Genomic DNA, 25,869 nt, shown 5'->3' with positions numbered 1-25,869 from the left:
GCATCATTCCGGTATTGATTAAAAGATTCCTTTTTTTCTAAGATAAAGACCAGCGCAGCAGCTTGTAGTAAGGGCAAGAAGTAAAACGAGCCAAAAACCTATCGTTGTATCATCTCCAGGTACAGGCAGGGTCATACTCCAAAAGCTTGAAATCATCGTTGGAATAGAGACTAAGACCGTTGCGGAAGCCAAGAATTTCATAATATGATTTAGATTGTTATTGATAACAGAAGAAAAGGCATCCATCATACTGCTTAGAATTTCACTATAGGTCTGCACGAGTTGTAATGCCCGTTTATTTTCAATAATAACACTTTCTAAGACATCTTCATCCTCTTCGTGCATTTGCAGTAAATGGCGCATTTGCGGGTTCGAACGCATACGAAGTATCGTCTCAGCCACAATTACATTGCCACGCAGGGCAGCGGTAAAATAGGTGAGTCCTTTTTCCAAATCAAGGAGCTGAAATACTTCTTCGTTCGTTGTAGATTTACGCAGGCTAAGTTCAATCTCATCGGTCCGCCTGCGGATTTTGCGTATGTACTTTAAAAATACCGTATCTGCATGATATAAGATTTGAAAGAAGAAGTGAGTTCTCTTAGCTGTATCGAATAAGAAGCGGCTACCATCGTTATGATCAGGGAGTATCTGCACCAAATCATTACTTATGGTGATCGTTGTATGTGGGGTTAGTATAATACTAAGAGGAGAGGTTTCATAACGATCCTCACCGCGAGAAAGAGGTACGTGAATAATAGCAAGAATACAGTTCTGTCCCACGATGATTCGAGGACAGTCATCTTCATCAATTGCAAAGCGAAAAAAGTATTCGGGAATTTGAGCTGCAGCTGACAGTTGTAAGATTTCTTCTGCTGTTGGGTCAATGAGTTTTATCCAAACTCCTCTTTCAGAAGAGTCCCATGGAACTTCCTGGAGTTTGTCTTGCAATGTTTTGTAGGTTGTCAGCATATTCTTCTCCTATTAGCCTTTTTGCACCCAATATTGTGCTTTAGAAATACCTTCTAAATCGATATTTTCTACAATTCCGACAATGGCTGCGTCAACTGCACTATTGTCGTTGTTCATTACCCGTCGTGCAGAGCTTCCAGTAGATACTAACACCGTATCGCTATTGCCTGCTCCTACAGTATCTACAGCAACTTGCAGGCTGATGGTGTTCATTCCGTCTAAATTTAAGGGTTGAACCACTAACAATTTATTACCAATTAAACTTTCATTTTTGGTCGGGGCTACAACTGTTCCTACCACTTTGCCAAGCCACATAAAATTTCCTCCCAGTCCGTTTTCGATTTAGTCTTTTCCGTATCTATTGTCTTTATTGGATAAAAGATTACAATTCCCTTTGTATTATTTTGTGTCACCATGGAATATTATTGTTTTGCAATTATGAACATAAAAGGGATTACATTGGAAATGATATTTTTATAAGTATAAGTTTTTAAAGGAGAACGTTTTTAACCGCAGAGAGCACAGAGGACACAGAGAATACACGAAAGAGAGTACTTTTACCCTATCTATCTTTTCTCTGTGTTCTCTGCGCCTCTGTGGTTCAATTATGTCTTCAATATTTTAAAAAGAGGCGAGTATTTTCCTTAGATGGCGGATCTGAGGATACCTTCAATTTCCTCCTGAGGACCTTGGCGAGGATTGGTTACGCAGCAAATGTCTTTGAGAGCGTTTGCTGCAAGAGTTGGAATATCTTTTTTATTAAATCCCCTTACTTCAGAAAGGGTTTTAGGGATCTTAAGATCCTGAGTTAGTTCTTTAATTGCTGTTACTGCCAGCAAAGCCGCAGATTCGTCAGATAGATCTTTAGTATCCTTACCTAAAGCGCGGGCAATGGCAGCATAGTGATGAGGGACAGCATGTCGATTATAGTCGACAACATAAGGCAGCATGATCGAATTGGCTAAACCATGGGGCAAGTTATACATTCCGCCTAGTTGGTGTGCTAGAGCATGTACATAACCTAAGCTGGCATTATTAAAGGCAATTCCAGCCAAATATTCGGCATAAACCATCATTTCTCTTGCATGTATATCACTGCCATTTAAAAAGGCAGTTTTAAGATAACCCGCAATCAGTTCAATGGCTTTTAGAGCTTTACAATCTGTGACAGGGGTGGCATTGGTAGATACATAGGCTTCAATCGCATGAGTCAATGCATCCATTCCTGTAGCAGCAGTAAGACCGGGCGGCATTCCTAACATCAGTTCTGCATCATTTACGGCAATAATCGGTGTTACATGCCAATCGGTAATTGTCATTTTAATGTGATTTTTTTCATCCGTAATGACACAAAACCGAGTCAATTCGCTGCCCGTGCCGGCAGTTGTATTGATGGCAATTAAAGGAGCGGAGGTCTTCTTGGATTTATTAAGTCCTACGTAGTTCTTGATCTCCCCTCCATTAGTTGCAAGTAAAGCAATGGCTTTAGCGCAGTCATGAGGTGAACCTCCGCCAAAGGAAATCAGAAAATCACAACCATTATCCTGAAACAATTTTAAGCCATAATCCACTTGCGGGATTGTTGGATTAGGGGAAACATCATCATGGATGATGTAAAATACACCCGCACTTTTTAAAACATCTGTTAATTTATCAATTAATTTCATTTCCACTAGTATTTTATCGCTTACAATAAGAGCCTTGCGAAATGACATAGGCTTTATATAGTTTACGATTTGATCCAAACAGCCAACGCCTAAAATGCTTATAGGTGTCATAAAATATTCAATGACTTTTTTGTTCATATTTTTCTTAACCTCCTTATATCAGCGTAGTTAAAATAACCATAACATTGCTATTTTATTTCAGCAAGGGTTATTATGGCTAGTTTTGGTGATTGAGCAATAAATCAATACAAGATAACAAGGGAGAACCTATATATGATTTTACTTTGCCAGTTGCAAGAGTAAATCAGATTATGGAATTTTATTAACATCTTACGAAAAAAAATTGCTAAATGTCTAAATGTAAGAAGGAAAGAAACTTCACGTTACGGAATGATTATTATATGGAAAGTGCAGCAAGGTATGAGGGAGGCAAAAAGTTTGTTTGGAAATGTGATTGGCGATTTTATTACCGGGTTTCAATTTTTGACACGAATTCCAATCAAAGCACAAACCCAATGGTCGCCAAATAGCTTCAGTCAGAGTGTTAAATATTTCCCGCTTATTGGCGGGATTATTGGTTTGCTTTTAGCTGGGATTGTATATGGAGCGCAAGGGCTTCTGGGAGTAAAGATACCGATGCACCTTCTGGCAATCGGATTGATCTTGTTTGAAATCATATTGACAGGGGGTTTACACTGTGATGGGTTAATGGACACCATTGACGGTGTTTTTTCAGGAAAACCTCGTGAAAAAATGTTAGAGATTATGAAAGACAGCAGAGTCGGTGCTTTTGGTGCAATGTCTTTTTGTCTGTTAATCTTTGTAAAATATTCTTTGCTTATGGATATGGATCCTAAGTTGTTACCCTTAGCCGTTTTAGTTATGCCAATTGTAGGACGGACAGCCGTTGTCATTCCGATTACATTCTATCCTTATGCCAGGCCGGAAGGGCTAGGAAAGGCATTTTATCAATCTTCACATAAGTATACCCTTTATGTGGCCGGAATATTAGCAGCGCTGCTGCTAATTCCTTTGGGTAAAATTGTAATCGTAAGTGGAGTTATCAGTATAGGTTTTGCGTTTCTTCTTTCTGAATATGTCAGTAAACGTCTCGGCGGTTTAACAGGGGATGTATATGGGGCGACGATTGAACTGACGGAAATTGTTACCTTGTTGGTATTCATTATCTATTCATAGGGGAAAGAAGGTGATTCCTTGACTAGGGTAATTTTTGTGCGCCACGGTCAGACTTCTTGGAATCAAGAGGGGAAATATCAAGGGCATAGCGATATTTCATTAAATGAAAGAGGAATAAGACAAGGAAATTTAGTAGCAAAACGCTTAGCGAATGAAAAAATAAGCGCAATCTATAGCAGCGATTTACTGCGAGCACAGCAGACTGCTGAGGCTATTGCTGATTATCATGGATTGCCCGTTATAACTAAGCCGGAATTTCGCGAAATTAATTTTGGCATTTGGGAAGGACTTACGTATCAAGAGATTATGGCAGATTGGTCAGAAATCTTAACTGCGATGTATTCTAAGCCAGGTGAAATCGGTCCGCCTCAAGGGGAAAGCTTTCAAGTTGTTAAACAGCGTGTAACTCGCTCACTGCAAGAGTGTATTGCAAAGCATCAAGAGCAGACCATTGTGCTTGTTTCCCACGGTGGAACGATGAGAGTGCTGCTTTGTGCTGCATTGGGAATCGGTTTAGATAAAATATGGTCAATGCGCCAGGATAGTTCGGCAATCAATATAATTGAGTATATTGATAATCGGGCAGTAGTATCGTTAGTGAATGACACTTGGCACGTTAAAGATATTTGATGCAGGCTAAATGGGATTTTTTTAACGAACTACTTGATTATATTGCTCATCTGCGAATAGTGGATAGGAGAATGAGATAAACTGTAGTACTATTGTGATAACAGAATAAATTGCCACCAAACAGGTGCCTCTTTAACTAGAGGAGAATAGGGAAGTTCGGAAGGGAAGTATATTCCTTAAACGACGCGGTCGCGCCACTGTAATCGGGGAGAAAGTCCTGCAAATGCCACTGGGAAACCAGGAAGGCGCAGGAATTTTAAAGATCCGTAAGTCAGGAGACCTGCCTGTTATGGCTGTCATCTACCCTCGCGTAAGGGGTAATGCCAGAAGGATGGGATTTTTATATAAAATACCTAGCCTTTTGGGCTAGGTTTTTTTGTGTTTGAATATCAGAAATTAGAGGAAATGTTGAACATAAAGAGTAGAAGTTTTAGGTGTGAAAAAGATGAGATTTTCGAACCACAAAGGCACAATGCCGCTGATGCCCTTTGTGTCCTTTGCGCCTTTGTGGTTCCGATTCGTTTTCTGTTTTAGTAGCGTTTTTCTTATCTATTATAATTTTAGGAGGGGTAGATATGGATTTGGAAGCCAGAGTTGATGAATTGCTGAATGGGGCGGCTAAGCCACCTCAGAGTTTAGGAAAATTAGAGAAACACCTCAAGAAAGTAATATTGGCATGGGGAGAAATTCACTCAGAGATGAAACCGCATCATATCATCTTTGCGGCTGATAATGGAATTATTGAAGAAGGTGTTGTCAATTACCCTGGGGAAATTACCTATCTGCAAGCCAAGAATATGGCAGACGGCAAAGCGACGATAAGTTGTTTTTGCCAATGTAATCAAATACCTTACAGCGTGATTGACATTGGTATTAATAATGCGCAAGAAGCTGGCATTCATCATAAAGTAGCCTTTGGAACGAAAAATTTTATGAAAGAAGAGGCTATGACGCAAGAAGAATTTGATCGGGCTTGGGCGGTTGGAAAAGAAGTGGTAGCAGATCTTGTGCAGCGGGAAGGAGTGAATATCTTCTCTTTTGGTGAAATGGGGATTGGCAATACGACAACCTCGTCGGCTGTTTTACATGCTCTTACGGGAATGCCGCCGGAATTCATTGTTGGCTATGGAGCAGGATTGAGCAGCAGCGAATTCTTAAAGCATAAGCGAAATATAGTAGCAAAAGGTGTAGAGTGTCATAAAAATAAAATGCAAAAAGTAGAAGATATTTTACGCTGTGTAGGAGGGTTTGACATTGTAGGTATTTGTTCTGGAATGCTGCAATGTGCAAAACTAGGAGTTCCTTTTGTAATCGATGGATTTATTACAGCAGTAGCCTATGCTTGTGCATTTCGTATAGACAATACAATTGAAAAGTACGGGATTCCTTCTCATATGTCAAAAGAACCAGGTATGGCTTATTCGCTATTGTTGGGCAATATTCCGGTTGATGATGTGATTATTCATGCCAACATGGCTTTAGGTGAGGGGACAGGCGCGATTCTAATGGTCTCTATGCTGAAAACCATGTCATACACCATGCAAAATATGGCAAGACTTTCAGATTTTGTACTAAGTCAACCTGCGTCAGCACAGACTACTGCCGTATAGTATATTGTCTTTGTTTGCTGTAACATAGTAAAATATTGCTGTTTGCAGGAACTGCTTTCCCTTTTATCTAATACTTATCATGTTAAGGATGGCTTAATTCAGCTGATATTTTTCACATTAGCTGCATGAAGTCATATTATCAAAAGATGCTGCCGCTCTAAAACCCCGCTTGTCAAAGATGGGATCTTGGAGTGGTTTGGTCATTGGATGATACAACAAAATGATATAGTATAGAAGTTTTGATAAGGGGAGGATTGCGAGTGCAAGCATTAAATCGATTTACCTTAGGCGAAATTGTCAATACTCAAATTTTACAAGAGATACAAGATAAATTCTCTGAAGCAACTGGATTGGCGGCAGTGATTGTTGATCCTGAAGGTAATCCGATTACGAAACCCAGTAATTTTACGAAATTTTGCAGCTATGTTCGTTCTCTTCCTCAAGGGTTAACTCGATGTGTGCAATGTGATGATAAGGGCGGACGCCGTAACCAGAAACCTTTTGTGTATACATGTCATGCTGGCTTGACGGATTTAGCGGCTCCTATAGTTGTAGAGAATCAATATATTGGTGCATTTCTCGCAGGACAAGTTATTTTGCTGCAGGAAGATAATGATGTTAAAAGTAATATGTTTTGCTGTACAGAGGATTTGGGACTAGAGGAAGCAAGATTATCCGAATTTTTTGATATCGTGGAAGTCGTGCCGGAAAAACGCATAAAGGCGGCAGCTGATCTAATCTACATTATGTCAAATTATATTGTAGAAATTGGTGTGGCCAATCTTGCGGGCAAGCACCTTGTAAAAGAGATAAAGGCCAAGGCAGAATTAGAAACAATGCTTCGTGCTACGGAATTAAAAGCACTGCAATCTCAGGTCAACCCGCATTTTTTATTTAATACCTTAAATACTATAGCTCGTTTAGCAATGCTGGAGGGAGCGACTCAGACTCAGGAAGTAGTCTATGCTTTATCTGATTTGTTACGTAATAATTTGCGGGATATAGAAATATTAAGAACCTTAGAACAAGAAGTAAAATCCATAAAAGATTATTTGCTGATTCAGAAGATGCGTTTTGGCGAACGTATACAGACCTATATTGATGTGGATGTGTCCGTTATGGAAATGAAAATTCCTCCTCTGACTCTTCAACCTTTAGTGGAGAATGCCATTATTCACGGACTGGAAAGTAAGGTGGAAGGTGGAGTGGTTCATATTAGTGGGCGACTTGAGGGGGAACAGGTTATTCTTATTGTCAAGGATACTGGTATTGGCATATCATCCGAGGAAGTTGCAGCTATTTTTCGTGAGGAAAAACGTAAACAAATTCATGGGCAGACGACAGGCTTGGGAATTATTAATGTTCATAAGCGAATTCAGCATTACTTCGGTAATGAATACGGCCTTACGATGGAAAGTAAACTAGGAGAAGGGACGAGCATTTACATCCGCCTTCCCTACAGTCCAATGTAAGAGCAGTGCAGCAAGGAGAAAAGTATGTATACATTATTGATTGTAGATGATGAACAATTAGAAAGACAGGCCTTACACTTTATTGTTACGCAAAAATGTCCTGCCATTAAGGTGATTGGCGAAACGGGAGATGGAAAGAGTGCTGTTCAGATTGCTGCAGCGCAAAGGCCGGATATTGTTTTAATGGATATCCGTATGCCGGAAATGAACGGGCTGGAAGCGGCAAAGCGCATTCGTGCTTTATCGCCTGATACTGTAATCATCATGCTCACGGCTTTTGATGAATTTAGTTATGCAAAACAAGCATTAACGATTGGAGTTGTAGAATATCTCTTAAAGCCTGTTCGCCCGGATGACATTATGCATACCTTAGAACTTACCATTCAAAAAGTGGATGAATTGAAGCGAAAAAAACAAGAAGAAGCTTCTTTGCGAAAAAGTGTAGAAGATGCCATTCCCTTTATTCAAATGTCTTTTGTCTATGATTTGATTTCCGGAAATATTAAAGAAATGGAGCATTTTCAAGAACGATCTCGTTTCTTGGGAATGAAAGTAGACCCTGGTGTAGTCTTGGTTATTGATGTTGATAATTTTAAACAGCTTACCTCTAGCGATAGTGAATTAGAAAAGCAAATGATTAAACAAAAAATTCACAAACTTATTTGCAGTGTTGCTGGTGATTATGCATTGGTTACCCCTTTTGGCAGTGACAATTTGATTGTTTTATTAGGGTTTGCTGAAGTGGAAAGCGAAGAAAGAATAAAAAGTAATGCACAAAAAATTGCTGCTGATATACAAGAGTGTATTGCGCAAACCATGAATATCAGTATTACCATCGGAATTGGGCGGTATTACAGTGATCCACGAGAAATTCATAAGTCCTATTTAGAAGCTCTGCATGCGCAGCGGCAGCGGTTTTATTTAGGTGATAGTCAGATCATTCACGTGGAGGAGGTACCCTATCTGACTACAGGACCTTTTAACTATCCTTTTCACTATGAGCGAAATGTGCTTGACAAGGTGCGATGCGGTGATCGTAAGCAAGCAAAAGAAGCACTGCATGAATTGTTAGATGGAATATTTGCCAGTAAGGCTAATATGGATACGATTAAAGCATGTGTGCTGGAATTGTTGATTGTATTGTCTCGGTCAGCGGTGGAGGGTGGTGCCAATGTAGAACAATTAACACTATTGAATTTAAACTGCATAAATCACTTGCATGAGTGTAATAATAAAACACAGGTAGAGGCATGGCTGTTTGCTTCTTTGGATCATTTTATGGACAATATGCTTGAAAATAGAAGCAGTATGAACCTTAGGGTCATTAATAAAGCATGTGATTATATTGTAAAAAACTATCATAGGAATATATCCTTAGAAGAAGTTGCCCAAACAGTGCATTTAAGTCCTTTTTATTTTAGCAGGCTTTTCAAACAAGAGAAAGGTTATAATTTTGTAGATTTTCTAACGAAAGTAAGAATTGAAAAAGCGAAGAAAATGCTCCAGAATCCTGATTTTACGGCAGTGCGAATTGCTGCAGAGGTAGGATATCAAGATGCCAGCTACTTTAGCCGTGTATTTCGTCAGACAATGGGAATGACGCCAAATCAGTATCGAAATGAAATTCGTAATAGCAAGCAAGAGTAAAAAAGCGATGCAAAAAAGTTCTATATCAGAGCAAAAAAAGAATAGAATATAATTCTGAATAAAAAAGGATTATGAAAGATAAAATAGGACTACGGTAAAGTAGTCCTATTTTGCTTTTGTAGTAGAAATATTTGAATGAAAAAACAAAATAATCCTGCAAGATAAATGCGAAAAAAATATCCAGATTATGGTTGAGGCGGATATAGCAATTATGTCCAGTGGCTAAGCAATAAATATGCAAGGTAAAAAAGTAAAAACGGGAAATAGTTATAATTGTCAAACTAATGTAAGGAATGCGAGGAAATGGTATGTCGGAAGAAAAGGTAAGAGTGGTTCAAGAATATGTACCAGGCAAACAAGTGACCTTAGCCCACCTCATATCCAATCCCAAAAAGGAGTTATGTGAAAAGTTAGGGTTAGAAAGCACTTCGGCGATTGGAATCTTAACCATTACCCCTAGTGAAGCTGCCATTATTGCAGCGGATGTGGCAACAAAAGCAGCAGATGTAAAGATTGGCTTTATGGACCGTTTTACGGGATCACTGGTACTGGTCGGTACCGTATCTAATGTGGAAGCGGCCCTTAAGCAAGTAACCAATTTATTGGTCAATAGTTTGGGTTTTAGTGGTCCCAAACAAACGAAGTCATGATATGCAGAAGGTAATGTTAGTTGGGGCAATAGGGGCGGGCAAGACATCTTTGATTCATACGCTGCAAAAAGATGTCCGATCAGCCGCAAAGACCCAAAGTATTCAGTTTTCAGATGGAGCCATTGACACTCCTGGAGAATATGCTCAGATACCGCGTTTCTATTCGGCATTAATGACAACAGCTATGCAAGCATCTGTTGTCGCTGTTGTACAGGATGCAACGAATCTGAAAGTAACTCTGCCGCCTGGATTTGCCGGAATGTTTTCCCGCCCTGTTATTGGGGTAGTAACAAAAGTCGATGTACCTGGCATTGATCGAGAGAAAGCCAAATCTCGCTTAATGGAGGTCGGTGTTAAAGAACCAATCTTCTTCGTTTCCTCTCGTACTGGAGAAGGGATAGAAGAATTAATTGCACACTTTGGGGAAGGGAGGTGTAGTTCATGAGTGAAGCATTAGGGATGATTGAAACAAAAGGATTAGTAGGTGCTATTGAAGCTGCAGATGCTATGGTAAAGGCAGCAAACGTTGAATTAGTAGGTTATGAAAAAATTGGCTCTGGCTTGGTGACAGTAATGGTGCGTGGTGATGTTGGTGCGATCAAAGCGGCAACAGATGCAGGTGCCGCAGCGGCTCAAAAAGTTGGCGAAGTCGTGTCTATTCACGTTATTCCACGTCCCCATACAGATGTGGAAAAAATTCTTCCCAAAATAAAATAGGAATTAAATGTGGAGGTAGAATTATATGCAAGAGCAATTAATTGATAAGGTTATGGATGAAATTAAAAAGCGTATGGAGAATCATGCTCCTACTGCTTCGCAAGGGGTTCAAGAAAAACCTAAAGCATCAGTAAATCCTGGTATCACTGAATTTGTAGGAACTGCAATTGGTGATACCATTGGTTTAGTGATTGCAAATGTGGATCCTATGCTGCATGAAAAAATGAAAATCGATCCTAAATATCGTTCCATTGGTATTTTAGGTGCTCGTACTGGTGCTGGCCCACATATTATGGCTGCTGATGAAGCTGTAAAGGCAACCAATACTGAGATTATTTCCATTGAATTGCCTCGTGACACCAAAGGTGGAGCAGGACATGGTTCCTTGATCCTCTTTGGTGCAGAAGAAGTATCAGATGCTCGTCGTGCAATTGAAGTCGCATTAAAAGAACTAGATCGTACTTTTGGCGATGTATATGGCAATGATGCTGGGCATATTGAGTTGCAATATACAGCTCGGGCAAGCTATGCAATTAATAAAGCCTTTGGTGCTCCAGTGGGAAAAGCCTTTGGATTGATTGTTGGTGCTCCTGCTGCCATTGGCGTACTTATGTCTGATGTTGCAGTGAAAACTGCTAATGTTGAAGTAGTTGGCTATGGCAGTCCAGCAAGCGGGACGAGCTATTCGAATGAAGTAATTCTTCAGGTTACTGGTGATTCTGGTGCTGTACGCCAAGCAGTACTTGCCGCTAAAGAAGTAGGCGTCAAATTATTGGAAGCTATGGCCGGTCCGGCTCCATCATCAACTAAACCATATATCTAAAGCAGGGAGGGGAAAACAATGAAGAGATCAAAACGTTTTGAAGTTTTAGCTGCCCGCCCTGTAAATCAGGACGGTTTCGTAAAAGAATGGCCAGAGGTTGGTTTGATCGCTATGGGCAGCCCTAACGATCCGGTGCCTAGTATCAAAATTGAGAATGGCAAAATCGTAGAAATGGACGGCGTTGCTCGCAGTAATTTCGATTTTATTGAGCAATTCATTGCCGATTATGCGATTGATGTAAAGATTGCCGAAAAAGCTATGGCAATGGAAGCTAGCCAAATTGCCAAAATGCTTGTTGATGTAAATGTTTCGAGAAAAGAAGTGGTTGACATTGTGCGTGGTTTAACTGCTGCCAAACTGGTAGCTGTGTTTAATACCATGAATGTAGTAGAAATGATGATGGCTATGCAGAAAATGCGAGCTCGCAAAATTCCTTCTAACCAATGTCATATTACGAATGTAAATGATAATCCAGTTTTGATTGCTGCTGATGGTGCAGAAGCTGCATTGCGTGGCTTTGATGAAATGGAAACTACCGTTGCTGTTGTCCGTTATGCTCCTTTTAATGCCTTGGCATTATTAATAGGCAGCCAAGCTGGTCGAGGTGGAACACTGATTCAATGCGCTTTGGAAGAAGCAACAGAATTAGAACTTGGTATGCGTGGTATTACTGCCTATGCAGAAACCATTTCCGTCTATGGTACAGAAAATGTATTTGTTGATGGTGATGATACACCTTGGTCAAAAGCATTTCTTGCTTCAGCCTATGCTTCACGGGGCTTGAAAATGAGATTTACTTCCGGTACTGGTTCAGAAGTGCAGATGGGCTATGCAGAAGGAAAATCCATGCTGTATTTGGAAATTCGCTGCATCATGCTTACCAGAGGTGCTGGAGTACAAGGTCTGCAGAATGGTTCTGTAAGTTGTATTGGCGTGCCGGCTGCTGTTCCATCGGGGATTCGTGCTGTATTGGCAGAAAACCTTTGCGCAGCGATGTTAGACATGGAAGTAGCATCTAGTAATGACCAAACCTTTACACATTCGGATATTCGCAAAACAGCCCGTACCTTGATGCAGTTCCTTCCTGGTACAGACTTTATCTGCTCGGGCTATAGCGGTACACCGAATTATGATAATATGTTTGCTGGTTCAAACTGGGATGTTGATGATTATGATGATTGGAATATCTTGCAGCGTGACTTGAAAGTAGATGGCGGTTTGCGTCCAGCTTTAGAAGAAGAAGTCATCGCAGTTCGTAATAAGGCAGCCAAAGGACTTCAGGCTGTATTTAAAGAACTAGGCTTCCCAGCAATTACCGATGAAGAAGTGGAAGCTGCAACCTATGCTCATGGCAGTAAAGATGTGCCAGCACGTAATGTAGTTGAAGATTTAAAAGCTGCTCAAGAACTAATGAGCCGCGGCATTACAGGTATCGATATCGTCAAAGCATTGGCAAAAACTGGCTTTACCGATTTGGCGGAGCATATCTTAAATATTTTGAAACAGCGTATTTCCGGAGATTATCTACATACATCCGCGATCCTGGACAAAAACTTTAATGTTATCAGTGCGGTAAACAGCCGTAATGACTATCAAGGTCCAGGTACTGGCTACCAAATTAGTGATGAAAGATGGAATGAAATCAAAAACATCAGTCAGGCAATTAATCCGTCTGATTATGATGCTTAAGTTAGAAAGAGAGGTGTAGTGTAATGCAAATTAACGAGCAAGTGATTCGGGAAATCATTCTGCAAGTGCTGCAAGGTATGGAACAGCCTAAACCTACTACAAATACAGCAACAGCTGCTGCGACAGGACGTCCCATGACCTTAGTGGAAAAAGGGGAAGCACGTCCAGGCACAAGAGCCGATGAAGTGGTAATTGCCTTGGCTCCAGCTTTTGGAAAATATCAAAATAAAACCATTGTCAATATTCCTCACAGTGATGTATTGCGTGAAATGATCGCAGGCATTGAAGAAGAAGGGTTAACTGCCAGAGTGATAAGAGTACTGCGTACTTCTGACGTTGCTTTTGATGCTCATGATGGTACTAAGCTAAGCGGATCTGGAATTGCGATTGGTATACAATCCAGAGGGACAACGGTAATTCATCAGAAAGATTTACCGCCACTTAGTAATCTGGAACTTTTCTCCCAATCTCCTTTACTTGATTTGCCAGCCTATCGTGCCATTGGGCGTAATGCGGCAAAATATGCAAAGGGTGAATCCCCTGTGCCAGTACCAACGAAAAATGATCAAATGGCGAGACCTAAGTTTCAGGCAAAAGCAGCTGTATTGCACATAAAAGAAACCGAACATGTCATTCAAGGTGCTAAGCCAGTCGAAATCGAAGTGAAATTTAACTAAGCGGAGGTGAATAATATGTCTCAAGAAAAAATGATTGAAGATATGGTTCGTGAAGTATTAAAATCCATGACTAAAGGCAGTGCACCAGCAGCGCAAACAGCGCAAGCTGCTCCAACAGTGGCTACCCAAGGATTAAATCCGGATCGTGACTATCCTTTAGCTACCAAAAGACCAGAGTTATTAAAATCTCCTACAGGGAAGAAACTTTCAGATATTACTTTAGCAAATGTGTTAAATGGTGATGTTAAACCCCAAGATGTGCGTATTGCTCCAGAAACATTACGTATGCAAGGTGAAATCGCAGATGGTGTTGGCAGAACGCAGTTTGGTGATAATTTGCGCCGGGCTGCTGAATTAACAGCCATTCCTGATGAACGAATACTGCAAATTTACAACGCTCTTCGTCCTTATCGGTCCACTAGAGCAGAATTAATAGCCATTGCAGATGAATTAGATACGAAATACAATGCAAAAATAAATGCCGCTTTTGTGAGAGAGGCTGCAGGAGTATACGAACGGCGTAATCGTCTCAGAGCGGAGTAAGGTGGAATTTTCATGGCTATAGTTGCGGGTGTAGATATTGGGAATTCTACAACAGAAGTTTGCTTGGCTGCAATGGAATCAGCAAAGGTAACAAAGTTTTATACCAGTAGTATTGTCAAGACTACAGGCATAAAAGGTACGCTGGCAAATATTCCGGGCATTGTCATTGCTTTAGAAGAAGCGTTGAAAAAAGCTGGAATGACAATGGCGGACTTGTCTGAAATCAGGTTGAATGAAGCAACACCTGTAATTGGTGACTTGGCAATGGAAACCATTACCGAAACAATTATTACAGAATCCACAATGATTGGACATAACCCATCTACCCCAGGCGGTGTAGGCTTAGGTGTTGGGCAGACGGTTTCCTTCAGTCAGCTGGAAAGCCTTACGTCTGGTGAAAAAGTGATTTGTGTCATCCCGGAAAACATTGATTTTGAAGATGCTGCTCGCGTTCTGAATCAAGCATTAGCACGAGGAATTGACCTTCAGGGAGTCATTGTACGGCAAGATGATGCAGTACTTATTGCAAATCGTTTGCAGAAAATAATACCCGTAGTGGATGAAGTAACAATGATTGAAAAGGTTCCTATTGGGATGCTGGCAGCTGTAGAAGTGGCAGAGCCGGGACAAACCATTAGAACCTTATCAAACCCCTACGGAATCGCCACAGTATTTGAATTATCAGCTGGCGATACAAAGATGGTGGTACCCATTGCTCGTGCCTTAATTGGCAATCGCTCAGCGGTTGTTGTGCGCACCCCCCAAGGTGATGTAAAAGCACGAACCATCCCTGCAGGATTTATCACCATCTTTGGGTCAAAGGGTAAAGCTGATATTGATGTTGAATCTGGGGCTGGGAAAATTATGGAAACGGTGGAAAGAGTGCAGCCAGTTCTTGATGTGCAAGGCGAAGCTGGCACTCATGTAAGTGGAATGTTAGAAAGGGTTCGCCAGGTTATGAGTGAGCTTACAGAGCAGCACCTTGACGATATGAAAATACAAGATATTCTGGCTGTTGATACCTTTGTACCGCAAAAAGTACAAGGCGGTTTAGCAGGAGAATTTGCTCTGGAGAATGCTGTAGCTTTGGCAGCTATGGTAAAAACAAGCCGCCTTCCCATGGAACAAATTGCGAATCAATTGAGAAGTAATTTGGGGGTAAAAGTGGTCATTGCAGGGGTTGAGGCAAATATGGCGATTCGCGGGGCATTAACAACTCCCGGTACGGATAAGCCCTTGGCAATCCTTGATATGGGCGGCGGATCAACAGATGCGGCGATTATCACGAGGGACGAACGTGTATTGTCCATCCATTTGGCTGGTGCTGGTGATATGGTTACCATGCTGATCAATTCTGAACTGGGATTGAATGATTTCGATCTGGCAGAGGATATTAAAAAATATCCATTGGCTAAAGTCGAAAGTTTATATCATATCAGGTTGGAAGATGGAACCGTTCGTTTTTATGAACAGCACCTTCCGCCACAGGTTTTTTCTCGTGTGGTAATTCTAAAGGATGGCGAAATGGTTCCAATCCCCAGCTCTCATCCTTTGGATAAGATTCGTCACGTAAGGCGGGAGGCTAAAAAACGCGTTTTCGTAACAAATGCAATTCGGTCTTTAAGCCGCGTGGCACCTACAGGCAATATTCGCCATATTGAGTTTGTTGTACTAGTCGGGGGATCTGCCATGGATTTTGAAGTAGGAGATATGGTGACCGATGCATTGGCTGAATATAGCATTGTATGCGGACGAGGAAATATTAGAGGTTCCGAAGGTTCACGCAATGCAGTAGCTACTGGACTGGTACTGTCATATCTTGACAGAGAGGCGTGATGCTATGCTGCCAGATCAAAGTAAACCTTGTATCCTCATCTATTTAGCTCCTCACCCAAGCGGTAAAGAGAAGTTACGAGAAGTACAAGCGGGAATGGAAGAAGAGGGAATACCTTATACTGTGATGCAAAGTAATGATACAAATGCCGCTGCACTATCTTATGAAGGGGCTTCTAAGTCAAAGCTGGGAGTCGGAGTCGGAATTGGACCAGAAGACCTGTGCATTCATTATGTCAAGCTGCCTGCCCAAAAACCGCTCTTTTCCTTACAAGAAGCCGGAAGTCCTGTTCAGTGGCGGCATTTTGGCTATAATGCCGCACGTTTAGTAAAAGGAATTCCTTTTAAAGATCGACCGTCAAAAAATGAAAGCTATGAAACAAATCATCGGGATGACTTATACCAGGTAGTCTACCGTATTGTCCAAAAGGTTCTTCAAGAAAGTGCACAAGGCCATGGGGAGGTGAAAGCATGGTCCAAAACGCTTTAGGTCTCATTGAAATCGTTGGGTTAGCTGCAGCATTGGAAGCCGCTGATGCGGCACTGAAAGCAGCCAATGTACAGTTAATTGGTTATGAGATGACAAAAGGTGGCGGAATGGTGGTTATTAAATTGACTGGCAACGTTGGTGCAGTCTCAGCTGCTATTCAAGCTGGTAAAGCAGCTGGCAGTAAGGTCAATAAGGTATTCGCTACTCATATTATACCTAGACCGCATGACACGTTGTCTGGCATTGTAACAACCAAGGATACAGTAGGATTCAAAGAAAAAAAGAGTTTGGTAGAAAAAGAGAAATCTGAAGAAATTCAGAAGGATAAAGAAATTGTTGCAGTAGATGAACTGCAGTTAGAAGTGCAAGAGGAAATCGAAACAGCAGAAAAAAAAAAGATAGAGCCGAGTGAACAATTGCCAATTACAGAACAACCCAAAAAAATATCCGGTTATTGTAACATTTGCGGCGATCCTGCTTGCCCTAGAGTTAAGGGTGACCCTAAGATAACTTGTATTCATTATGATAGAAATAATAAGGAGGCGGAATAATATGCGCGGAGAAGCTTTAGGAATGGTAGAAACAAAAGGTTTAGTAGGTGCAATAGAAGCTGCGGATGCAATGGTTAAGGCGGCTAATGTAATATTAGTAGGTTATGAAAAAATTGGATCTGGTTTGGTGACTGTTTTAGTACGTGGTGATGTAGGAGCAGTAAAAGCAGCTACTGATACAGGAGCTGCAGCAGCTCAAAGAGTTGGTGAACTGATTTCAGTTCATGTCATTCCACGTCCTCATACAGACATTGAAAAAATTCTTCCTAAAATTGACGAATCTTTATAAAAAAGTTACGACTAGTTAAAGTGTAAACACTATATGAATCATAGTTGCACTAGGACTTCCACTTGCCAAAAAGATGGAAGTCTTAGGGCGATTTAGCAATTCTTGAAATAAAATAGAGAAATAGGTGGATTGAGGTGTGATAGTGGAAAAGAATATATTGGATGAAGTCGTAAAACAAGTCATGCAGGCTCTGGAGAAGACTACCTCACTAGAGACAAGAAGTATGGACATTCCTGTGGGAGTATCGAATCGTCACATCCACCTCTCTGCTGAGCATATTGAAATATTGTTTGGTGCTGGTCATACCTTAACGCGGCAAAAAGATCTAAAACAAGTTGGTGAATTTGCTGCAGCGGAAACGGTCACTATGGTAGGACCAAAAGGTGTCATTCGAGGTGTGCGGGTTTTAGGACCTGTGCGCAAGACAACACAAGCTGAAATATCCCGTACCGACGGATTTAGTCTTGGTGTTGTGCCGCCTTTACGTGATTCAGGTGATATTGAACAATCAGCGAGTATAACGATTGTTGGTACCCAGGGTTCAGTTACTTTATCAGAAGGTTTGATCTGTGCAACCAGACATATTCACATGCATACAGACGATGCTCGGCATTTTGGTGTTTCAGATGGAGAGCGTGTATGGGTTGAGACTAGTGGAACTAGAGCGACAATACTAAAGAATGTGTTAGTGCGTGTAAAGCCTGATTTTCGCTTGGAATTCCATATTGATACGGATGAGGCAAACGCCACTAGTCTAAAAAGTGGTGACGTGGTAACCCTAGCTCGATGCCAGGAGGTGTAACATGGACAATGAAGAAATGGTGCAGCTTGTTACAAAGGAAATTCTGCGCCAATTGCAACAAAATCCTGTTATTACTCAGGGACAATCTATCCAATCTCAACATAAGGCTTTAGTTATTTTCACTGGTGGAACCATTGGATTTGAACAAGGTTTAGTCGAAATTAAAAAATTACAGGGCCTTTGTTTTGCGGTAACAGCAATTTTATCTGCAGCTGCTGAACAAATCTTGGGAATTGAAAGAGTAACAGAGGCACTGGGCAGTCACATCGATATTGTTACTGCCCATTCGCCGTATCCAGGAAAGACATTGCGTGAAGCAGATATTGTGATCGTTCCTGTACTCACCCAAAATACCGCAGCGAAGTTAGCCCATACCTTTTCCGATACCATGGTTTCAACGCTGATTCTGCAAGGATTAATGATGGGAAAACCGGTAGTTGCAGCATATAATGCTGCTGATCCTTTAGACAGCTGGCGGGCGCAATATACTATGGGCAACTCATCCCCAGGTCTTGTAAAAGCGTTGCAGGGAAATCTGCAAAAATTAGCAGACTTTGGTATGGAACTCGTTCCTGTAGATAGCATTGCAACAGTCAGTCAAAAACGATTATGCCGAGAAGAGCAGATGACCGTGAATCATAAAGCGGAGCAAGCAGTAAGTAAGCCAGCTCACAAAAAGGCTGTGCTGGATGCTGCCGCAATACAGACTGCTGCACAAAATGGTACGAAGAGTGTCATAGTTCCTAAGGGGACCATACTGACACCACTGGCTAGGGATGTCGCTCGAGAATGCGATGTAGAGCTTGTGCAGGGGTAAAGTCAAAATGATAATATCGAGTTAAATACAGCTTTACTCGAGGAGTAGTGTATGATGAAAGTATATACAAAAACGGGAGATGAAGGACAAACCAGCTTGCTGAGTAAGCAGCGAGTGTATAAGGATAGTTTACGGGTAGAGGCTTATGGAACAGTAGATGAAGCAACTTCTGCTATGGGCTTAGGCAAGTCATTAATTCATCAATCACCTTGGGCCGCTGACATGCTTGATTCTGTTCAAAAAGAGTTAATTGTCTTAAATGCAGACTTGGCAACGGAATCGTTAGAAGTTGCTGACTACCGTATTACGGAAGCACATGTTGCCGGGCTTGAGTCGATGATTGATCAATTAGAGCAAAAACGGATTCCCCAAAACTATTTTATAACGCCTGGAACTTGTTCTGCCAGTGCAGCATTGGATCTGGCACGAACGATGGTACGGCGGGCAGAACGTTGTGTTATCCGTCTGAAAAGAGAAGAAAAAGTTACTGTACCAGTATCCTTATATTTAAATCGCCTTTCCGATTTCTTATATGTTTTAGCACGATGTGTAGAACAAGAGGAAGTCATACTGACTGTTAAGAGTAAGGTATTAGCAGCATTAGGAGGCAAAAAATCACAGGATAAAGCAGAAGAACACGTAAGTGTATTAGGAAAAGCAAAACAACTGATCGCAGCAGCGGAACAAAAAGCAGCAGAAATAGGAGTACCCATGGTAATTGCGGTAGTCGATGCAGGGGGAAATCTGGTAGCACAGCATCGTATGGATGGTGCCTTGCTAGGAAGTATTTCGATAGCCCTTGATAAAGCCTATACTGCTCTTGCCTTAAAAATGTCTACAGAAGAAGTTGCTTCTGTAGTAACGCCAGGACAGACACTCTTTGGTTTAAATACGTCAAATAATGGTAGATTTATTACTTTTGGCGGTGGATTTCCTCTTGTTGCTGGAGGAAATGTAATTGGCGGGTTAGGTGTAAGCGGCGGTACAGTTGAGGAAGATATAACAGTTGCTAGGGCCGCTCTAGCTGCTTATTGAGTAGTAGAGCACTAGTAGGAGGAGATTATATGAGTATAGATCAAGCTCTAATTGAGAAAATAACATTAGAAATTTTGACGAAAATGCAAACCGGAGCAAAGGCAGCTCCAGCTGGTTATGGTGACGGAATTTTTGAAACGGTTGATGAAGCCGTGGCTGCAGCCCGCAAAGCATATCAAGAGTTAAAGACTCTATCTTTAGAAAAAAGAGAAGTGCTCATCAAAGCAATGCGAGATGTAGCCTATGAAAATGCTACAATTCTGGCGCAAATGGCTGTAGATGAATCCGGTATGGGAAGAGTATCTGATAAAATTATCAAGAATCAAGTAGCTGCGCTTAAAACACCTGGCACAGAAGATCTAACTACCCAGGCTTGGAGCGGTGACAACGGTTTAACATTAATTGAAATGGGACCTTATGGTGTCATTGGTGCCATTACCCCTACCACGAATCCAACAGAAACGGTTATCTGCAATGGAATTGGCATGATTGCAGCGGGGAATACTGTATTCTTCAGCCCGCATCCAACTGCAAAAAATACATCCATGAAGATCATCACACTGTTGAATCAAGCCATCGTGAAAGCAGGTGGTCCCAATAACCTATTAACTTCAGTGGCAAATCCTTCCATCAAGGCAGCTAATGAAATGATGAAACATCCAGGAATCAATATGTTAGTAGCAACAGGTGGTCCTGGAGTCGTTAAGGCCGTCTTATCTTCTGGCAAGAAAGCCATTGGTGCAGGGGCTGGTAATCCTCCTGTCATCGTAGATGAAACTGCAGATATTGAAAAGGCAGCTCGGGATATTGTTGCAGGATGCTCCTTTGATAATAACTTGCCTTGCATCGCAGAAAAAGAAGTAATTGCCATAGGATCGATTGCAGATCGATTGATTACCTACATGCAAAAATATGGTGCATATCTGATTTCAGGATCCAATATTGATCGCCTGCTTAACGTTATCATGACAGTGCAGGAAGAAAAGATAGCAGAAGGCTGCACTGATAAGCCGAAAAGAAGCTATGGTATTAATAAAGATTATGTTGGTAAAGATGCAAAGTATCTACTAAGCAAAATTGGTATTGATGTACCGGATAGTGTGCGAGTTGTTCTATGCGAAACACCAGCAGATCATCCTTTTGTTATTGAAGAGCTAATGATGCCTGTATTACCAGTAGTGCAGGTAAAAGACATTGATGAAGCCATTGAAGTGGCTGTAAGAGTAGAGCATGGCAATCGCCATACGGCAGCGATGCACTCTAAAAACGTTGATCACTTAACCCGATTTGCTAGAGCCGTTGAAACGACCATTTTTGTCAAGAATGCTCCTTCCTATGCAGGAATTGGAGTAGGCGGAGAAGGCTTTACCAGCTTTACTCTTGCTGGTCCAACAGGTGAAGGAATAACCTCACCACGCAGCTTTACTCGGCAAAGACGATGCGTTCTCGTTGATGCTTTTTCCATTGTCTAATTGAAAAATTCTTGCTTCAGATGGAGTCTTTACTCCATCTGAAACTGGGGTGTACTTATCCTTCAGACTTAGTCGCTCTAGTGCTTCCAATTGTATAAAGGGGAGTCTTAGAGCGATTTAGTCAGTGGATAGATGAAAGTTTGGGAGCTGATAGAAAATGCGTGACGAGATTGTCGCCGCGGTAAAAGCAGCAGGTGTAGTAGGTGCTGGCGGAGCTGGTTTTCCTACCCATGTTAAAATCAACGCTGCTGTTGAATTTGTGATTGTTAATGGTGCGGAATGCGAACCGTTATTAAGAGCTCATCAGCATATCATGGCAGCAGAAAGTACGAAGATGGTTCTAGGCTTGAAAACAGTGATGCTAGCCACTGGTGCAAAACGCGGTTATATTGGTTTAAAACGTAAGTACGAAGAAGCCACAAAAAACCTCCAGGCTGCTATAAAAGAGATAGGTGAGCAGGAAATTGAATTGTTCTTTTTACCTGACATTTATCCAGCAGGAGATGAACAAGTACTTGTTCATGAAGTCACGGGCCGAATTGTACCTGAAGGCGGTATACCTCTCCACGTAGGAGTGGTAGTGGCTAATGTTGAGACCCTAATCAATATTGCAGACGCTTTAAAAGGCCAAGGCGTAACGGATAAATATGTTACAGTTGGCGGTGCCGTAGCCAAACCAATCACATTAAAAGTGCCCATTGGTATGAAAGTACAGGAACTGATTGCTTTGGCAGGGGGAGCACTTGTGAACCCTTATGCGATCATTGACGGTGGTCCGATGATGGGAAAATTAATTACCGCAGATGCACCAGTTACCAAAACTACAGGAGGCATCTTGGTCTTACCTATGGATCATTCCTTAATTACACAAAAAAATACAACATGGCAGATGATTGCCAATCGGGCGAAGGCAGTATGTTGTAATTGTTTAGCCTGTACCGATGTTTGTCCGCGCCACCTGTTAGGTCATAGTTTAGAACCTCATCGTATCATGCAGGCGATTGGTAAAGGGCAGGTAGGTGAGTCAGCTATTTTTTCTCGTGCTTTGTTGTGTTCAGAATGTGGTGCATGTGATACCTTTGGCTGTTCCATGGGTTTATCTCCCCGCAGAGTGAATGCAGAGTTGAAAAAGCAATTGGGAAAAGCCGGGATAAAAAATCCTCATAACAATAAACCACAGCAGGCTCTGTCAACCCGTATAAATCGTTTAATCCCTACCAAACGTTTGACAGCACGTCTTGGAATTGCTCAGTATGATGTAAAAGCACCACTGAGTGCAAACGAAGTAGTTGCAAAAGAAGTTACGTTGCCTCTCTCTCAGCATATTGGAGCGCCAGCCTTACCAATTGTTAAAGTAGGAGATATGGTTAAAAAAGGTGATTTAATTGGAACTATACCTGAAGGCGCAGCGGTAGGAGCTAATTTACATGCCAGTATATCTGGAGAGATCTGTAGGGTAGACACTAGTATTGGTATCCGGGCGGTTTAGGATAACAGGGGGGACATAAAATGAAGCGTGCTATTGGTCTATTAGAATTAAAAAATATTACCAGAGGTCTTTTAGCAGCAGATGCCATGCTAAAGGCAGCCAACGTAGAGATCCTTATGGCGCAAGCCATGTGCCCTGGCAAGTATGTTGTCATGGTTGCAGGTGATGTAGGAGCCGTCCAAAGCGCAGTCAGAAGCGGAACGGCAGTAAGCGGCGCTGAAAATGTTGTGGATGAATTTATACTTCCTAATTTGCATGACAGTATTTTCCCAGCATTGTCAGGCTGTACCGAAGTCAAAGAAGTAAGATCCCTGGGGGTAATTGAAAGCTATTCCGTAGCGTCCGCGATTATTGCAGCCGATACGGCAGTAAAAGCTTCCAATGTAGAATTGATTGAAGTTCGCCTGGCAAGAGGAATGGGCGGCAAAGCTATGGTGACACTAACTGGCGACGTAGGAGCGGTAACCGCTGCCATTAAGGCTGGCAGCAATGCCATACATGATAGCGGATTCTTAGTCGATCAACTCGTATTGCCAGCACCTCACAGTGCTTTACATAAAGTCTTGTTTTAATAGTAATTCCAGTAAATATAAAGATCATGCCTTGACTGGAAATTTCAAAGGGGTACAGACTTCGTAGAAAAAGATGATTGTGGGACAAGGAACTAGTCCCTATATCCAGAGATAGCTGTGAAAGAATGGCATAATTTGATTAAAAGCTTAATAAAATAAATTGTAGAAATGATTAATTCTCACAAGTATTGACAGATTAAAAGCATTCCTCTATACTAAAAAATATAACATTGAAAATTCCGATTATTAAAAATTTAATAATCTTCCATGTGAGGGATGCGGGAGAGATCTGGTTTCAGGCGCCGAAGGAGCAAAGGCAATAAACTCTCAGGCAAAAGGACCGTATTCTAATGGAACTCTGGAAAGATCGCTATGCGGCACCCAAGGAGTAACCGAGATATTCGGGATTCTCTGTAGGTAAATAAGACAGAGGCCAACTAGGTTGGTTTCTGTCTTATTTTTCGGTCTGGCATTAACTACATACGGAATGATGGTTGCGGGAGAGAACGCTTAACTAGCGTCACCGAAGGAGCAAAGCTTTGTTCAAACTCTCAGGTAAAAAAACCGTAACTGGACCGAACTCTGGAGAGTACACTTCGTAACCGAAAGTGTCGCCGATGGGGAGCCCCGCTGCGGGCGAATCTCTCAGGTAAAAGGACAGAGAACAAGAGTGAGTTTTCACTCTTGTTTTCTGTCCTTTTTAATGTATTAAAGAAAGATTGGAGTGGTTTTCATGGCAGTAAAACAGACACCGCTTTATGAGACGCATTTGCGGTATGGTGGCAGAATTGTTGAGTTTGGCGGTTGGTCTCTCCCGGTTCAGTACACTGGAATCAAGAATGAACATCAGGCCGTCAGAACAAAAGCAGGGTTATTTGACGTATCCCATATGGGGGAAGTAGTAGTTAATGGACCAGATGCACTTATCTTTCTGCAAAGGTTAGTAACCAACGATGTCTCCAAACTGGAAAGAAATCAAATACTCTATACACCCATGTGCTATAAGCATGGTGGAACGGTAGACGATCTATTAGTTTACAAAAAAGATGCTGATCATTATCTCCTAGTTATCAATGCAGCAAACATTGATAAAGATTGGAATTGGATGCAGGAGAATGCTGGGGAATTTGAGGTTAAGCTTACCAATATCTCAAATGAAACAGCTCAGATCGCTCTGCAAGGACCATTATCAGAAATGATTTTATCGAAATTGACTGATGCACCACTTTCAGAACTGAAATATTACTGGTTTATGCCTGAAATCGACGTTGCTGGCAAAAAAGTATTATTATCGAGAACTGGATATACTGGAGAAGATGGATTTGAAATTTACTGCAGCCCAGATGATGTTACATGTTTATGGGATACAATCATGGAAGTTGGGCGCCCCCTTGGATTGCTTCCCGCTGGTTTAGGTTGTCGTGACACATTGAGATTTGAAGTTTGTTTTCCTTTATATGGCCACGAACTCTCGGTCGACATTTCGCCCATTGAAGCAGGACTCGGAATGTTTATAAAGCTTGATAAAGAGGGATTTAACGGACAAGGAACGCTGCAGGAACAGAAAACCAATGGACCAAAACGCAGAATAGTCGGTTTTGAAATGGTTGATCGTGGAGTAGCACGGGCGGAATATCCGATTTTGGTAGAGGGCAGCTATGTTGGAGTGGTAACGACAGGAACTTATGCTCCATCCCTTGATAAGAACCTTGGATTGGGCATAATTCAAGCAGAATACGCAAAGGTTGGACAAAAAATAGATATTGAAATTCGCGGCAAGAATGTATCTGCCCAAGTCATTTCCAAGCCATTTTATAAAAGAGAGGGGAAGTAATAATGAATATTCCAAAAGAACTAAAGTACTCTAAAGATCACGAATGGGTCAAGGTAGAAGGGAAAGTTGCTATCATTGGGGTAACTGATTTTGCTCAATCGCAGTTAGGTGATGTCGTTTTTGTAGAATTGCCAGATGAGTTAAGTACAGTGAAAGTAGGCGATAGCTTTTCTGTCATTGAGTCAGTAAAAGCAGTATCGGATATTTATGCTCCCGTTTCCGGAAAAATTGTAAAAGTGAACCAAGCACTTACGGATTCTCCCGACCTGATCAATCAAGAACCTTATGGTGAAGGTTGGATCGTTGTTATTGAAATGTCTGACAGCAGTGAATTAGATGATCTTTTAGATAGCGATGCATATGTTCAGTTGGCGGCGGAGGGAGGACACTAGAA

Annotated in this window: 27 protein-coding genes and 4 riboswitches; of the genes, 24 read left to right on the top strand and 3 right to left on the bottom strand. The window is 41.5% G+C overall.

The annotated features are described in order from the left end of the window. Nucleotides 1-18 precede the first annotated feature (18 nt). The 3 genes from JBW_RS16405 to JBW_RS16395 all read right to left on the bottom strand — a co-directional run bounded on the left by JBW_RS16405 (nt 19) and on the right by JBW_RS16395 (nt 2,774). Nucleotides 19-969: a magnesium transporter CorA family protein gene (locus tag JBW_RS16405; protein ID WP_007958421.1), complete on the bottom strand. Its 951-nt coding sequence runs from the start codon at nt 967-969 to the stop codon at nt 19-21. Between the two features lie 12 nt (nt 970-981). Then, nucleotides 982-1,284 carry a EutN/CcmL family microcompartment protein gene (locus JBW_RS16400; RefSeq protein ID WP_007933542.1) on the bottom strand — a complete coding sequence of 101 codons (303 nt, stop codon included), beginning with the start codon at nt 1,282-1,284 and terminating at the stop codon, nt 982-984. A gap of 329 nt (nt 1,285-1,613) precedes the next feature. Then, nucleotides 1,614-2,774 carry an iron-containing alcohol dehydrogenase gene (locus JBW_RS16395; protein ID WP_007958420.1) on the bottom strand — a complete coding sequence of 387 codons (1,161 nt, stop codon included), beginning with the start codon at nt 2,772-2,774 and terminating at the stop codon, nt 1,614-1,616. A 300-nt stretch (nt 2,775-3,074) separates the two neighbouring features. Here JBW_RS16395 and cobS point away from each other — a divergent pair, with 300 nt between their 5' ends. The 24 genes from cobS to gcvH all read left to right on the top strand — a co-directional run bounded on the left by cobS (nt 3,075) and on the right by gcvH (nt 25,867). Continuing rightward, nucleotides 3,075-3,833, top strand: coding sequence for an adenosylcobinamide-GDP ribazoletransferase (gene cobS, locus JBW_RS16390; protein ID WP_007958419.1), 759 nt, complete (start codon nt 3,075-3,077; stop codon nt 3,831-3,833). Nucleotides 3,834-3,851: 18 nt separating this feature from the next. Then, nucleotides 3,852-4,463 (top strand): alpha-ribazole phosphatase, encoded by a 612-nt coding sequence (gene cobC, locus JBW_RS16385; RefSeq protein ID WP_007958418.1) that lies wholly within the window; start codon nt 3,852-3,854, stop codon nt 4,461-4,463. Between the two features lie 105 nt (nt 4,464-4,568). Next, a riboswitch (cobalamin riboswitch) is annotated at nt 4,569-4,766 on the top strand. A gap of 272 nt (nt 4,767-5,038) precedes the next feature. Further along, the gene (locus tag JBW_RS16380) at nt 5,039-6,073 is read left to right on the top strand and encodes a nicotinate-nucleotide--dimethylbenzimidazole phosphoribosyltransferase (protein ID WP_007958417.1); all 1,035 of its coding nucleotides are present in this window, start codon (nt 5,039-5,041) and stop codon (nt 6,071-6,073) included. A gap of 260 nt (nt 6,074-6,333) precedes the next feature. Continuing rightward, nucleotides 6,334-7,545, top strand: a complete 1,212-nt coding sequence (locus JBW_RS16375; RefSeq protein ID WP_007958416.1) for a PocR ligand-binding domain-containing protein — start codon at nt 6,334-6,336, stop codon at nt 7,543-7,545. A 24-nt stretch (nt 7,546-7,569) separates the two neighbouring features. Next, nucleotides 7,570-9,192, top strand: coding sequence for a response regulator (locus JBW_RS16370; protein ID WP_007958414.1), 1,623 nt, complete (start codon nt 7,570-7,572; stop codon nt 9,190-9,192). A 308-nt stretch (nt 9,193-9,500) separates the two neighbouring features. After that, on the top strand, nt 9,501-9,842 hold the full coding sequence (gene eutS, locus JBW_RS16365; protein ID WP_007958413.1) for an ethanolamine utilization microcompartment protein EutS: 342 nt from the start codon (nt 9,501-9,503) through the stop codon (nt 9,840-9,842). 1 nt (nt 9,843) lies between these two features. Continuing rightward, on the top strand, nt 9,844-10,287 hold the full coding sequence (locus JBW_RS16360) for a EutP/PduV family microcompartment system protein (protein WP_007958412.1): 444 nt from the start codon (nt 9,844-9,846) through the stop codon (nt 10,285-10,287). Continuing rightward, nucleotides 10,284-10,559, top strand: coding sequence for an ethanolamine utilization microcompartment protein EutM (gene eutM, locus JBW_RS16355; RefSeq protein WP_007933527.1), 276 nt, complete (start codon nt 10,284-10,286; stop codon nt 10,557-10,559). Before JBW_RS16360 ends, eutM (JBW_RS16355) begins: the two co-directional genes overlap by 4 nt. Before the next feature lie 25 nt (nt 10,560-10,584). After that, the gene (gene pduB, locus JBW_RS16350; protein WP_007958411.1) at nt 10,585-11,382 is read left to right on the top strand and encodes a propanediol utilization microcompartment protein PduB; all 798 of its coding nucleotides are present in this window, start codon (nt 10,585-10,587) and stop codon (nt 11,380-11,382) included. Nucleotides 11,383-11,400: 18 nt separating this feature from the next. Beyond that, nucleotides 11,401-13,071: a propanediol/glycerol family dehydratase large subunit gene (locus JBW_RS16345; protein WP_007958410.1), complete on the top strand. Its 1,671-nt coding sequence runs from the start codon at nt 11,401-11,403 to the stop codon at nt 13,069-13,071. 23 nt (nt 13,072-13,094) lie between these two features. Further along, nucleotides 13,095-13,748, top strand: a complete 654-nt coding sequence (locus JBW_RS16340) for a propanediol/glycerol family dehydratase medium subunit (protein WP_007958409.1) — start codon at nt 13,095-13,097, stop codon at nt 13,746-13,748. Nucleotides 13,749-13,763: 15 nt separating this feature from the next. Next, nucleotides 13,764-14,291, top strand: coding sequence for a diol dehydratase small subunit (locus tag JBW_RS16335; RefSeq protein WP_007958408.1), 528 nt, complete (start codon nt 13,764-13,766; stop codon nt 14,289-14,291). Nucleotides 14,292-14,303: 12 nt separating this feature from the next. Then, nucleotides 14,304-16,127, top strand: a complete 1,824-nt coding sequence (locus tag JBW_RS16330) for a diol dehydratase reactivase subunit alpha (RefSeq protein WP_007958407.1) — start codon at nt 14,304-14,306, stop codon at nt 16,125-16,127. A gap of 4 nt (nt 16,128-16,131) precedes the next feature. After that, a complete protein-coding gene (locus tag JBW_RS16325) occupies nt 16,132-16,614 on the top strand; it encodes a glycerol dehydratase reactivase beta/small subunit family protein (protein WP_007958406.1) in 483 nt (160 codons plus the stop codon). Beyond that, on the top strand, nt 16,596-17,165 hold the full coding sequence (locus tag JBW_RS26125; protein WP_007958405.1) for a BMC domain-containing protein: 570 nt from the start codon (nt 16,596-16,598) through the stop codon (nt 17,163-17,165). Before JBW_RS16325 ends, JBW_RS26125 begins: the two co-directional genes overlap by 19 nt. A gap of 1 nt (nt 17,166) precedes the next feature. After that, nucleotides 17,167-17,454, top strand: coding sequence for an ethanolamine utilization microcompartment protein EutM (gene eutM / locus JBW_RS16315; RefSeq protein ID WP_007933515.1), 288 nt, complete (start codon nt 17,167-17,169; stop codon nt 17,452-17,454). A gap of 136 nt (nt 17,455-17,590) precedes the next feature. Further along, complete coding sequence (gene pduL, locus JBW_RS16310) at nt 17,591-18,256, top strand: phosphate propanoyltransferase (RefSeq protein WP_007958404.1); 666 nt, start codon at nt 17,591-17,593, stop codon at nt 18,254-18,256. A 1-nt stretch (nt 18,257) separates the two neighbouring features. After that, entirely contained in the window at nt 18,258-19,073 is an 816-nt protein-coding gene (locus JBW_RS16305; protein WP_007958402.1) for a flavoprotein, read from the top strand. A 51-nt stretch (nt 19,074-19,124) separates the two neighbouring features. Beyond that, a complete protein-coding gene (locus tag JBW_RS16300; protein ID WP_007958401.1) occupies nt 19,125-20,108 on the top strand; it encodes a cob(I)yrinic acid a,c-diamide adenosyltransferase in 984 nt (327 codons plus the stop codon). 29 nt (nt 20,109-20,137) lie between these two features. Further along, the gene (locus JBW_RS16295) at nt 20,138-21,580 is read left to right on the top strand and encodes an aldehyde dehydrogenase family protein (RefSeq protein WP_007958399.1); all 1,443 of its coding nucleotides are present in this window, start codon (nt 20,138-20,140) and stop codon (nt 21,578-21,580) included. A 157-nt stretch (nt 21,581-21,737) separates the two neighbouring features. Then, the gene (locus JBW_RS16290; RefSeq protein ID WP_007958395.1) at nt 21,738-23,069 is read left to right on the top strand and encodes an SLBB domain-containing protein; all 1,332 of its coding nucleotides are present in this window, start codon (nt 21,738-21,740) and stop codon (nt 23,067-23,069) included. A 20-nt stretch (nt 23,070-23,089) separates the two neighbouring features. Next, nucleotides 23,090-23,641 carry a BMC domain-containing protein gene (locus tag JBW_RS16285; RefSeq protein ID WP_007958394.1) on the top strand — a complete coding sequence of 184 codons (552 nt, stop codon included), beginning with the start codon at nt 23,090-23,092 and terminating at the stop codon, nt 23,639-23,641. 269 nt (nt 23,642-23,910) lie between these two features. Continuing rightward, a riboswitch (glycine riboswitch) is annotated at nt 23,911-23,994 on the top strand. After that, nucleotides 23,995-24,078, top strand: a riboswitch (glycine riboswitch). Between the two features lie 50 nt (nt 24,079-24,128). Continuing rightward, a riboswitch (glycine riboswitch) is annotated at nt 24,129-24,218 on the top strand. A gap of 156 nt (nt 24,219-24,374) precedes the next feature. Then, the gene (gene gcvT / locus JBW_RS16280; RefSeq protein ID WP_007958392.1) at nt 24,375-25,475 is read left to right on the top strand and encodes a glycine cleavage system aminomethyltransferase GcvT; all 1,101 of its coding nucleotides are present in this window, start codon (nt 24,375-24,377) and stop codon (nt 25,473-25,475) included. A 2-nt stretch (nt 25,476-25,477) separates the two neighbouring features. Continuing rightward, complete coding sequence (gene gcvH, locus JBW_RS16275; protein WP_007958390.1) at nt 25,478-25,867, top strand: glycine cleavage system protein GcvH; 390 nt, start codon at nt 25,478-25,480, stop codon at nt 25,865-25,867. The last annotated feature ends 2 nt before the right edge of the window (nt 25,868-25,869 follow it).

Source organism: Pelosinus fermentans JBW45 (assembly GCF_000271665.2).
GTDB lineage: Bacteria > Bacillota > Negativicutes > DSM-13327 > DSM-13327 > Pelosinus > Pelosinus baikalensis.
This window is presented reverse-complemented; position numbering and strand designations above follow the sequence as displayed.